Consider the following 10,974-nt stretch of genomic DNA (forward strand, 5'->3'; position numbering starts at 1 on the left):
GTGGGGTCGTGCGGTACCGCCGCGCACCGGCGGCGCAGTGTGATCGTCACCGACATCGGTACCGATCCGTTCTGGGACGATTTCCGGGAGCTGGCAGACCGGGCGGGGGTGGCGGCCTGCTGGTCCACGCCGATCCTGGCGCGTGACGGCTCGCTGCTGGGCACCTTCGCGATGTATCACCGCACGCCGCGTGCGCCGCGGGAGGCCGACCTCGCGCTGGCCCGGGTCTTCGCGGGCACCGCCGCCCTCGCCATCGAACGCCACCAGGCCGAGCAGGAGCGCCAGGCGGCCGAGGCCCGCGCCAAGGCGGCCCGCGACGACCTCGCGTTCCTCCTGAACGCCAGCACCGTGCTGAGCGCCGACCTCGACGCCGTCCAGGCGCTGAAGCGGCTGGCGGACTCCTGCGCCCCCGTGCTGGCGCCGCTGTGCGCTGTCGACATCGTCGAGGAGGGGCGGGTGCGGCGCGTGGCCGCCGCGGCCCCCACCGAGACCCAGCGCGAGCTGCTCGCCTCCCACATCCCGGTCTACGACGCCGCCGACGACGCCGTCGCCCGCGTCCTGTCCTCGCGCACCAGCGAGGTCGCGCGCCGCACCCCGACCGGGCCGGGCCCGTGGCGCGACCTGGGCGTCACCGGGTACCTGTGCGTCCCGCTGCTGGACCGCGGCCGTGCGTTCGGCACGGTGACGCTGCTGTCCACGGGCGACCACGCCTTCGACGGCCACACCGTCGCCCTCGCCGAGGAACTCGCCCTGCGTGCCGCCTCGGCCGCCCGCAACGCCCGCCAGTACACCCAGCGCGCCGCCCTCGCGCGCGACCTCCAGGCCGGCCTGCTCCTGCCCGAACTGCCCGACGTGCCCGGCGCCGACGTCGCCACCTACTACCACCCCGCCGGCGAGGGCCTCGACATCGGCGGCGACTTCTACGACCTCTTCCCCCTCGACGACGGCCGCTGGGCCTTCCTGCTCGGCGACGTCTGCGGCCGCGGCGCCCTCGCCGCGTCCACCACCGCGCTGGTGCGGCACACCGCCCGCGCCGTCGCCCCCCTCCTGCCGGGCCCCGAAGACGTCGTCAAGGCCGTGAACACGGCTCTGATCAACCGCCCCGTCAGCCACGGCACCGGCTTCGTCACCCTCGTCTACGGCCAGCTCACCCCCACCCCCGCCGGCCTGGACATCGAACTGGTCCGTGCCGGACACGCCATCCCCCTCCACCTCGACACCCGGCACGACGTCCACGGCGTCGACTCGCCCGGACTCCTGCTGGGCATCTCCGCGGCCCCCCGCACCACGGCACGCCGTCTGAGCCTGAGCCCCGGCGAGAGCCTGCTGCTCTACACCGACGGCATCACGGAAGCCCGTCGCGACGACACCCTCTTCGGGGAACGACGCCTCGCCGAGGCCCTCACCGGCGCCCCGCACCGGCCCACCGCCCAGCAGGTCATCGACGCCGTCACCCAGGCCGTGCACGCCTTCACCGACGGCCGCGACAGCGACGACGACCAAGCCGTTCTCGTCCTCACCGCCACCGACGCGTCCACCGCCACCGAACAGGACGCGTGACCCCGCCAACCACCCCAACAACCCCCACACCCCCGCACCCCCGGCACCCCAACCACCCCACTCATGAACGGCGGACCGTGCGCCGCGACGAGGGAGACAGGGAAAGGGACCGGCCGTTCCGCGGGATCCCACCGCGGCCCGCGGCAGGAGGGGGCGGAGCCGATAGGATGACGCGATGTCCATCCCGGCCGACACGCGCCGTGCACAGTGAGCCGACGGCCAGAAGAGAGACGGTGAAAGCGGTGGCAACGACATGAGCCCCCACCGCACGCGCGAGCTGGCGGTCGACGCCATGGGCCACGGGGATCACCTCTGCCTGGCCTTCGCCGATGACGCCGAGCAGCGCCGGGTGATGACCACCTATCTCCTGACGGGCCTGGAGCGCGGCGAGCGCGTCCTGTACTTCGCCGACCAGACCGCCCCCGACCAGGTGTTCGACTGGCTGCGCGAGGCCGGCACGGACCCCACGGCGGCCCTGGACAGCGGCCAGCTGATGGTGACCACGGCCGACGAGAGCTATCTGGCCGACGGCCCCTTCGACGCCGACGCCATGGTCGCCGCCCTGCACCAGGAGGTCACCGAGTCCCTCGCGGCCGGCTACACGGGCCTGCGCGTCAGCGGCGAGATGAGCTGGGCGCTGCGGGACGTTCCCGGAGCCGAGCGGATGGGCGAATACGAACGAAAGGTGAACGACGTCTTCGCCGGGCACGCCGCCTCGGCCATCTGCCAGTACGACGCCCGCCGCTTCGACGCCGCCACCCTGCACGCCTTCGACCAGCGCCACCCCGGCACCGTGGCACAGCAGCCCCTGCACACCAGCTCGGCGCTGCGCCTGCTGCCGTCCCTGCGCGACGGCCGGCAGTGCCTGCGCGTCATCGGCGACGTCGACTACTACTACGCCCCGATGCTCAGCTCCGCCCTGGAGAAGATCATGAGCTGGCCCGGCGACCTCACGGTCGACATGAGCGCCCTCCAGTTCATCGACCTGGCCGGCGTCCGCGCCCTGGCCCGGACCGCCGAGCGGCTCCCCGCGGGACGGCGCCTGCACGTGGTGGACCTCGACCCGATGCTGAGCGAAGTCATCCACATCGTGGGCTGGGACCAGATACCGTCCCTCACCGTCACCGCGCGGGAGGCTCGTCCGTGAGCACGAGCACCACGCCACGGCTGACCCACCAGGCGCTGATCTACGGCAGTGACGAGGCGTTCCTCACGGCGATGGCCGCGTTCTGCGTGAACGGCCTTGAAGCGGAGGACGCCGTCCTCGCCGTGACCACCCGGAGCAACATCAGCATGCTGCGCCAGACCCTGGGGGACGTGGCCCGCCATGTCGAGTTCATCGACGCCCACGCCTTCTACGAGGCGCCCGGCCGCACCATGGGCGCCTACTACCGCTACGTCGACCAGCACACCACGGGCGGCCGGCACCGACAGGCGCGCGTGATCGGCGAACCGGTCTGGCACGGCCGCGACCCGCTGGAGACGGCCGAGTGGACCCGGTACGAAGCGGCGATCAACGTCGCCTTCGCCAACTGCCCCGCGTGGATCGTCTGTCCCTACGACACGCGCACCCTCCCCGAGGCGATCGTCACCGGCGCCCGCCGCACCCACCCCGAAGTGATCACCGGCCCCTCCACCACGACCAGCCACCACTACGTCGCGCCCGACACCGGACACGACGTCTGGCGGAGCCCGCTCACCCCGGTGCCCTGCGACGGTGAGGAGACCGTCCTGCACTTCGGAGCCGACCTGTCCGCGGTGCGGGACTTCGTCACCCGGGCCGCCACCACGCGCGGCCTGCCCGGCGACAAGGCGCAGCGCCTGGTGTTCGCCGTCAACGAGGTCGCCACCAACGCCATCCAGCACGGCCCCGGCGAGGGACGGATCACCCTCTGGCGCGCGGGTCACCGCATCGTGTGCGACGTCACCAACCCCGGCGCCGCCGACGGCCTGGACTGGTACCTGGGCTACCTGCCGCCCGATCCCGCACAGCCGACCGGCCACGGGCTGTGGACGGTACGTCAGCTCTGCGACCTGACGGAGATCGCCACCGGCCCCCACGAGACCACCGTCCGCCTCCACCTGGCCCTGCCGCCCACCTCCCCACGGTAGGGAAGGGAGGGCGGACCGAACTCGCGCACAGGCGCACGCAGTTGCCCGGCGTCCTCAAGCGGCCGGGGTGTCCCGGCGGTCGGGAGCCAGGAGGTAGGCGACCGCCATGTCGCTCAGTTCGTGCGCGTACCGGCGCAGCGCCGTCTCGCCGGCCGCCGCGTCGGGGCGTACGGAGTTGTGGAAGCAGGCGCCGAGGAGAGCACGGGCCGCCGTGTCCAGCGCCGCCCGCGGGTCGGAGCGGCGGATCCGGTCCGCGTAGGGTGCCGCCGCTTCGAGCAGGAGTCTGTGGACCACGGTGATGGTGCGGGCACCACGCTCCGTGATCCCGGCGCCCCGCGCGCGCAGCAGTTCGGGGAACAGGTTGTCGCTGTCGGCGAAGGACCGCAGCAGGGCGTCCGCGTAGGCGTCCAGCACGCCGGACAGGGACGGCTCCGCCTCGCGGAGCCGTCGCTCCACGTACTCCTCGCGCCGGCTCAGCATCCGCTCCGTCAGAGCGTTTATCAGCTGCTCCTTGTCCTCGAAGCGGCGGTAGATGGTCCCGACCGACACCCCGGCGCGCTCCGCGACACCGGTCATCGTCATCTCCTCCAGACCGGCCGAGGAGGCGATCTCTTCGGCCGCGCGCAGGACGCGGGCCAGGGTCGCGGCGCTGCGCGCCTGCTGCGGCTCCTTGTACGGCGCCGGGCGGTCGTGCTCGTCGGTCATGGCCGCATCGTATCGGCGGGGTTCCGGCAGGAACGGGTTGCCAGGGGTGGACCTCCCTGCGTAACCTCGCGAAGCGAATGTGAATTCACATTCGCATAAAACTGGAGGCCCCACCATGACCGATGCCATGACCGCCGTGACCGTGACGCTGGAGGCGGGGCCCGCGGGCGCCGACAGCATCGACGACATGGAGCTGTACTACGCCCGCCGTGCCCTGGACCGCTTCAGGACCCGCCTCGGCCGCCAGGGCCTGCTGACCCTGCTGGCCGCGGACATCGAGGAGGGCAATGCCTTCCTGCGCGAGTGCGCCCGTACCTGCGGCGGTGAGTTCCGCGGCGGGACGACGGTGCTCCGCGCGAGCGGCCTCACCTCGGGCGAGTTCCTCGCGTGGATGGACGCGGCCTTCGCGGGCGACGACTCCCGCCCGCTGCTCGCGGCGCACCCCGAGCACTACGTGATGGGTACCGACGACATCGGCGCGCGCGTGGTGGAGAACATCGGCCCGCACGTCGCCTCGTTCTTCATGGGCGGCTGGGGCACGGACGCGATGGCCTGGGCCGAGGACGCGGCCGAACTCCTCCCGGAGGCGGAGTTTCCGCGCAAGATGTCCTCGAACCTGTTCCTGGAGGACGGCACCGTCATCGGGCGGGCCCTGATCCAGTTCGGCGACACCGCCGACGGATTCACCGCGAACCTGACGGTCTACTTCCCCACGTCCTGCCCGCAGGACGTCCTGGACCACCATCTGCGGCACTACGCCGTCGAGTTCCGGAACTGGATCGTCGCCGCGGCGGCGGCCCGCGCCTGACGGCCGGACACGGGCGCGCGGGCGGCCGCCACTCCGGTTCGCGGCCGGGGGAGTGCGGGCCCGTCCGCGGGCGCTCGGTGAGCGGGACGAGATGACGGGTGCCGACCCGTTGACTGTTTGCTATAGCGGGAGGCACTCTTGGGGCCATGAGCACCGATGCCCTCAGCCCCATGGCGGCGACCTCCCTGGCCGACCAGGCCTATCGGCGGCTGCGCGCCGCGGTCCGCGAGGGGTCGTTGCGGCCGGGGGAGAAGATCACCGAACGCGATCTGGCCGCCCGCCTGGGCGTCAGTCCCACCCCGGTACGCGAAGCGCTGCGCCAATTGGTGCACGAGAAGGTCGTGGAGCGGGTCGGCAGCCGGGCGCTGCGGATCGCGGACCACTCGGCGTCCGCCCGCGCCGAGATCGTGGAGGCCGAGGTGCGCCTGTCGGCCCTCATGGCCCGCCTGGCCGCACGCCACGCCACCGATGAGCGGCTCGGCGCCCTGTCCGAGACGCTGGACCGCGCCGAAGCCCTGGTCGGACAGATCGACCGGGACCTGGCCGAGCACGGCGCGGACGCCGACGTGACCGGTCGACTGGCCGAAGTGCACCGCCTGTTGCGCTCCTTCCATCATCAGGTGGAAGGAGCGGTCGGCAATCCCGTACTGGAGGGACTCCTCCAGCAGGCGCGCGCGTTCAGCGACGAGGAACGGCTCGATCTGACGATCAGGCTCGTACCGGAGCGGGCCGAGGCGTTCCGGCGGAGGTTCCGCGACCACCGCGGCCTGCTCGACGCCCTGCTGGACCGGGACGAGGAGCGGGCCGAGATGCTCGCCGCGCACCACCACCGCGAGGCGCTGAACCAGCTGTCCAACAGCTGACGCCGCCCCCCGCCCGACCGCCGCCGCACCGCACCACCCGCCCGCCCACCGCCCGACGCGACCGCCTCACCGCACCGCCATGGGGTGGCGCGGACGCGGTGGCGCGGACGCACCCGCATGCCCCTATTGCTATAGCATATTGCAAGGAGCCGCCATGCTGCATCACCCTGCCGTCCCCCCTGCGGGCGGGACTCCCGCCCCCGCCCCGCCGACACCCGGCGCGGGGAACCGGATGAGCGCGAGTGCGGTGCTGTGGGTCACCCTGGCGGTCTTCGCCCAGGAATCCGTCTGGAACTTCTACGACGCCCAGGTGCCCGAGCAGTTGCGCCAGTACGTCACGTCGGCGGGCGTCATCGGCCTGATCATGGGCCTCGACCACTCCCTGGGGATCTTCACCCAGCCGTCCGTGGGGTTCCTCTCCGACCGGCTCGCACGCCGCAGCGCGGGGCGGTGGCCGATCGTGCTCCTCGGCGCCCTGATCGCCACGGTCCCGTTCGTGCTCATCCCCTGGGCGGGCAGTCTGCCCGCGCTGATGGTGTGCGTCGTCGGATTCGCCCTGGTCGCCAACGCCTTCAAGGGCGTCACCGAGACCCTGATCTCCGACTACGTCCCCGCGGGCAGCCGCAGCAAGGCGCAGGGGTTCATCAAGGCGGGCGTCAGCCTGACCATCGTCATCTCGTCCCTCATCAGCCTGCTGGTCGTCGACCGCAGCCTCCACCTGGCGTTCGCGATACCCCCGGTCCTGATGCTGCTCATGATCGGGGTGTCCTGGCTGTTCCTCGGCCGCCGGCACGAGCGGGCCGTACTGCCCGAGCAGCCCGCCGACGGACGGGAGGGGACGACGGAGTTCGCCTCTCCCCGGGCGGTCCTGAGGGACGCGGTGCGCAGCCCCTCCAGCCCCACGGTGCTGCTGATGACCGGCATCTTCTGCTTCTCGGGCATGTGGACGGCGCTGCGCTCCCTCAACACCCCGTACGGCACCGAGGTGCTCGGCCTCAGCCGCGGCGAGGCCGGCGGGCTCGCCCTGCCGGGAGCCGTCGCCTTCCTGCTGTGCGTGCTGCCCCTCGCCTACGGCTCCGACCGGATCGGGCAACTGCGCGCCATGCGCTACGGCGTCGGGCTGTTCGTCGTCGGCCTGCTGGCCGGCTTCGCCGTCCCGACGGTCCCGGGGACGGTCGTCTCGATGGTCCTCTCCACCATCGGCTACGCGTCGTTCGCCGTGAGCGCCCTGGTCGCGCTGTGGAACCTGGCCCCCACCCAGAAGGTGCTCGGCACCTACACCGCCCTCTACACCATCGCCTCCTCCGCCGGCATGGCCCTCGGCCCGGCCATCCTCGGCATCACGGTCGACCTCACCGGCTGGCGCTTCATGATGCTGAACGCCGCCGCCTTCGCCACCGTCACCTTCGCCGTCTTCACCCTCCTGGCCCGCCGCGTCCCCGACCGGAGCGCGGCATGACGCAGACCCGTACCCGTACGACGAAAGGCCCTGCCCCCATGGAACTCCGCATCCTCGCCCCCACCGGGGCGCTGGGCGCCGGCTTCGACGCCGACGCGTTCCGGCGCGGCGTCGACGCCCGCCCCCACGTGATCGCCTGCGACGCGGGGTCCACCGACTCGGGGCCGGCGGCCCTCGGCTCCGGCACACCCAAACTGTCCGCCCAGGCCGTCGCCCGCGACCTGCGGCTCCTGCTCAGGGCCCGCGACGAGCTGAAGGTGCCGCTCATCATCGGCTCCTGCGGCACCTCCGGCCGCGACGTCGGCGTCGACGGGGTCGCCGCCCTCGCCCGCCGCATCGCCCATGAGGAGGACCTGCACTTCACCCTGGCCCGGATCTACTCCGACCAGCCGGCGGAGCGGCTTCAGGACCTCTACGACGCGGGCCGGATCCAGCCGCTCGCCAACGCCCCGCGGATCGACAGGGAGTTGTTCGCGCGCAGCCACACGGTGGCGATGATGGGCGTCGAACCCCTCCAGGAGGCTCTTGCCGACGGCTGTGACGTCATCCTCGCCGGACGCGCCAGCGACACCGCCCTGTTCGCCGCGCTCCCGCACCTGCGCGGCGCCGATCCGGGACTCGCGTGGCACCTGGCCAAGACCATCGAGTGCGGCGCCGCCTGCGCCGTCCCGCCGTCCGCCAACGGCCTGTTGGCCACTCTGCGCGAGGACCACTTCGACGTCACCACCCTCGCCGACGGCACCCGGCTCACCCCCCGCTCGGTCGCCGCGCACACGCTGTACGAGAACGCCGACCCGTTCCACATCGCCGAACCCTCGGGGACCCTCGACACCACCGACGCCACCTACGAGGCCGTCGACGAACGGACCGTCCGCGTCCGCGGCGCCCGGTACCTTCCCGCCGACGGATACACGAACAAGCTCGAGGGCGCCGAACTCGTCGGCCACCAGACCGTCATCATCGGCGGCGCCCGCGACCGTGTCGTCATCGACGCCCTGCCCAAACTCCTGCCGTTCGCCCAGCAGTACTTCGACGCCAAGATCCTCGACGTGTTCGACGGCGCGGTGGACCCGGCCACCGTCGACATCGACTACCGGCTCTACGGCGACGGAGCCGTCCTCGCCGGCCCGGAACCCGAGCCCCTGCTGCCCCGCGAACTCGGCGTACTGATCACGGTGACCGCCCCCGATCAGGCCACCGCGCACGCCGTCGCCACGTTCGTCGCGCACGCGAGCAGCCACCTGCCCATCGCCGAGTACGAGGGCCTGGTCTCGACCCTCGCCTACCCCTTCTCGCCGCCCGAGACGGACCGCGGCCCGCTCTACCGCTTCACCCTCAACCACGTCGTCACCGGCGTCACCCCCACCGAACTGTTCCGCACCACCACCGAGGAGCTGTAGATCCCGTGGCCACCCTGCTCGACTACTGCTCGCTGGTCCGCTCCAAGAACGCCGGACCCTTCACCCTCACCTTCGACTTCATGTGCCACGACCAGGCCGCCTACGACGCCCTGGTCGCCACCGGATTCCTCGGCGAGCACCTCTTCGCCGCCCTCTACGGCGCCGACCCCGACCAGGTCCTCGTCGTCCACCACCCCGGCGCCCTCGCGGTCAAGGTCTCGCTGCCCCGCCCCACCGTCCAGGGCGACCTCCGCGACGCCGACTGCTACGCGGGACAGCAGTACGCGCCGCTGATGGACAGGGAACTGCCGCCGAGACCTTGACCCGCACGCACCGCACCCCGCCACCCGCACCCGCCGACCGCCCGGCCCGCCGCTCCCGGCCCGCCGGGGGTCCGCCCGTCCCGCGACCGGAGCCGCACCGATGACCACCCCCCGCCCCCTGTCCCCCTGGCACGTGCCGCCCGACCACCCCGCACAGCTCTTCCTCACCGGCGCCACGCCCCTGTTCGCACTCGCCGGCGACCCGCGCGTCTCCTCCTGCCTGTACGTGCCCCGGCCGCACGACGACGTCGGTGAACCCCGCACCCTGGTCGTCGCGGTCCACGGCAGCCGCCGGGACGTCGGCCGACTCCGCGACGCCTTCGCCGACTTCGCCGAGGAACACGACTGTGTCGTGCTGGCCCCGCTGTTTCCCGCAGGGCTCACCGGACCCGACGACCTGGACAGCTACAAATTCTTCACCGAGCCCGGCTTCCGGCCCGACCTCCTGCTCCTCGACATGATCGAGCAGGCGGCGGAGCGCTGGCACATCCGAACCGACCGCTTCCACCTCCACGGCTTCTCCGGCGGCGGCCAGTTCGCCCACCGCTTCTTCTACCTCCACCCCGACCGTCTCGTCTCCCTCTCCGTGGGCGCGCCGGGCCGCACCACCCTCCTCGACCCCCGGACGCCGTGGTGGCGGGGCACCGCCGACGTCACCGCCCGCTTCGGCACCGCCCCCGACACCACCGCCATGGCGGGCGTTCCCGTACAGCTCGTCATCGGGGAACACGACACCCGCACCGACGTCCGGGAAGGAGCCGGGCACCCGGGCAGCCGCATGGACCGCATCCTCGAACTCCGCGACAACTGGGGCCGTCACGGCATCGCCGCACAACTCGATGTCGTCGAGGGCGCGGGCCACGACGGCCTCGCCGTCCTCCCCGCCGTGCGCTCCTTCCTGTCCGCCCGCATCGCGGCGGCCGGACGCCGCAACTCGGCTCACGGGACGGTGGAGTTGACCGAGAGCGACAGGCGCGGACCCGCCTGATGCCGGGCACCGCGGCGGAACACCGGGCGGAACGGACCAGGAGGGGGAGGGGCGTTTCGGGGCACACGGAGTGGCATGACAGAACACGAGAGCACGATCACCGACGGCGGGCTGGGACCGATGGAGCGCGGGACGACGCAGCGGCTCGCGGCACGTCAGCGCATGTGGGTGCAGTCCTGGACCGTGCTCTGCGTCCTGGCCGCCCTGTGGGCACTGGCCGGCATCGCCGGCTGGATCGGCGGCGTCGAGGACAGCTGGGCCTTCGCCTCGGCCGGCGTGGTGGTCCTGGCCTGCGCGGCCTGGGCGCGCCGTTCCGCGATCCGCAACGCCCCGCCGCGCCACCTCTGAGCGCTCGCGGTACCGCGGTGAGCGGGCGCCCGCGTGCCCGGACCGTGCCGGGCGCGCGGGTCAGCCGGTGATCTCCTCGGCCCACGCCCGTACGTCGCCGACCGGCGTCATGACGTCGACCCGCACCACTTCGACGTGCGTACCGTCGCTACAGGGGACGTCCCGTGCGGCCGCCCGGAGGGTGCCCGCGAGCAGGGCGCCCGTCCACGCGGGCAACTCCTGCCCGGCCACGCCCTCGGCGCCGTCCGCGTACGGCGCGTACTGCTCGTACTGCGCGTACCGCTCGTTCCGCGATGCGGCGGTGGGGGGCCCGGGGGGGGAAACCAGAAAGTGGGGGGGGGGGGGGGGGTGAGCGCCCGGGCCCCCCCCCCCGGGAGATGGGCCCCCGCCCCCCCCCCCCCCCCCCCC

General features: G+C 72.9%; 12 protein-coding genes. 10 read left to right on the top strand and 2 right to left on the bottom strand.

What is annotated here, in order from left to right:
* The 3 genes from ACIP5K_RS29045 to ACIP5K_RS29055 form a co-directional block, all read left to right on the top strand.
* Positions 1–1,560, top strand: a 1,560-nt coding sequence (locus tag ACIP5K_RS29045; RefSeq protein WP_401414217.1) for a GAF domain-containing SpoIIE family protein phosphatase, incomplete at its 5' end; no start/stop codon positions are given.
* A gap of 253 nt (positions 1,561–1,813) precedes the next feature.
* A complete protein-coding gene (locus tag ACIP5K_RS29050) occupies positions 1,814–2,707 on the top strand; it encodes an MEDS domain-containing protein (protein WP_401414218.1) in 894 nt (297 codons plus the stop codon).
* Positions 2,704–3,672, top strand: coding sequence for an anti-sigma factor RsbA family regulatory protein (locus ACIP5K_RS29055; protein ID WP_401414221.1), 969 nt, complete (start codon positions 2,704–2,706; stop codon positions 3,670–3,672). The genes ACIP5K_RS29050 and ACIP5K_RS29055 overlap by 4 nt, the downstream gene beginning before the upstream one ends.
* Before the next feature lie 54 nt (positions 3,673–3,726).
* Here ACIP5K_RS29055 and ACIP5K_RS29060 read toward each other — a convergent pair whose 3' ends face one another.
* Positions 3,727–4,377: a TetR/AcrR family transcriptional regulator gene (locus ACIP5K_RS29060; RefSeq protein WP_401414223.1), complete on the bottom strand. Its 651-nt coding sequence runs from the start codon at positions 4,375–4,377 to the stop codon at positions 3,727–3,729.
* 115 nt (positions 4,378–4,492) lie between these two features.
* Between ACIP5K_RS29060 and ACIP5K_RS29065 the strand changes: the two genes are divergently transcribed.
* The 7 genes from ACIP5K_RS29065 (at position 4,493) to ACIP5K_RS29095 (ending at position 10,566) form a co-directional block, all read left to right on the top strand.
* Positions 4,493–5,185, top strand: a complete 693-nt coding sequence (locus ACIP5K_RS29065) for a hypothetical protein (RefSeq protein WP_401414225.1) — start codon at positions 4,493–4,495, stop codon at positions 5,183–5,185.
* A gap of 146 nt (positions 5,186–5,331) precedes the next feature.
* Positions 5,332–6,048, top strand: coding sequence for a GntR family transcriptional regulator (locus ACIP5K_RS29070; protein WP_401414227.1), 717 nt, complete (start codon positions 5,332–5,334; stop codon positions 6,046–6,048).
* A 232-nt stretch (positions 6,049–6,280) separates the two neighbouring features.
* Positions 6,281–7,507 (top strand): MFS transporter, encoded by a 1,227-nt coding sequence (locus ACIP5K_RS29075; protein WP_401414228.1) that lies wholly within the window; start codon positions 6,281–6,283, stop codon positions 7,505–7,507.
* Between the two features lie 38 nt (positions 7,508–7,545).
* Positions 7,546–8,907, top strand: coding sequence for an acyclic terpene utilization AtuA family protein (locus ACIP5K_RS29080; protein ID WP_401414230.1), 1,362 nt, complete (start codon positions 7,546–7,548; stop codon positions 8,905–8,907).
* A gap of 5 nt (positions 8,908–8,912) precedes the next feature.
* The gene (locus ACIP5K_RS29085) at positions 8,913–9,230 is read left to right on the top strand and encodes a DUF4387 domain-containing protein (RefSeq protein ID WP_401414232.1); all 318 of its coding nucleotides are present in this window, start codon (positions 8,913–8,915) and stop codon (positions 9,228–9,230) included.
* 100 nt (positions 9,231–9,330) lie between these two features.
* Positions 9,331–10,218, top strand: a complete 888-nt coding sequence (locus ACIP5K_RS29090; RefSeq protein ID WP_401414234.1) for a poly(aspartic acid) hydrolase — start codon at positions 9,331–9,333, stop codon at positions 10,216–10,218.
* A 75-nt stretch (positions 10,219–10,293) separates the two neighbouring features.
* On the top strand, positions 10,294–10,566 hold the full coding sequence (locus ACIP5K_RS29095) for a hypothetical protein (RefSeq protein ID WP_401414235.1): 273 nt from the start codon (positions 10,294–10,296) through the stop codon (positions 10,564–10,566).
* 60 nt (positions 10,567–10,626) lie between these two features.
* Here ACIP5K_RS29095 and ACIP5K_RS29100 read toward each other — a convergent pair whose 3' ends face one another.
* A complete protein-coding gene (locus ACIP5K_RS29100) occupies positions 10,627–10,797 on the bottom strand; it encodes a hypothetical protein (RefSeq protein ID WP_401414237.1) in 171 nt (56 codons plus the stop codon).
* Positions 10,798–10,974: the final 177 nt, after the last annotated feature.

Source organism: Streptomyces sp. NPDC088785 (assembly GCF_044750685.1).
Lineage (GTDB): Bacteria > Actinomycetota > Actinomycetes > Streptomycetales > Streptomycetaceae > Streptomyces.

Bases quoted from the DNA above. Each gene is read 5' to 3' on its own strand.
- ACIP5K_RS29060 (WP_401414223.1), bottom strand. From the start codon at position 4,377: ATGACCGACGAGCACGACCGCCCGGCGCCGTACAAGGAGCCGCAGCAG.
- ACIP5K_RS29070 (WP_401414227.1), top strand. From the start codon at position 5,332: ATGAGCACCGATGCCCTCAGCCCCATGGCGGCGACCTCCCTGGCCGAC.
- ACIP5K_RS29080 (WP_401414230.1), top strand. From the start codon at position 7,546: ATGGAACTCCGCATCCTCGCCCCCACCGGGGCGCTGGGCGCCGGCTTC.
- ACIP5K_RS29050 (WP_401414218.1), top strand. From the start codon at position 1,814: ATGAGCCCCCACCGCACGCGCGAGCTGGCGGTCGACGCCATGGGCCAC.
- ACIP5K_RS29095 (WP_401414235.1), top strand. From the start codon at position 10,294: ATGACAGAACACGAGAGCACGATCACCGACGGCGGGCTGGGACCGATG.
- ACIP5K_RS29090 (WP_401414234.1), top strand. From the start codon at position 9,331: ATGACCACCCCCCGCCCCCTGTCCCCCTGGCACGTGCCGCCCGACCAC.
- ACIP5K_RS29065 (WP_401414225.1), top strand. From the start codon at position 4,493: ATGACCGATGCCATGACCGCCGTGACCGTGACGCTGGAGGCGGGGCCC.
- ACIP5K_RS29075 (WP_401414228.1), top strand. From the start codon at position 6,281: ATGAGCGCGAGTGCGGTGCTGTGGGTCACCCTGGCGGTCTTCGCCCAG.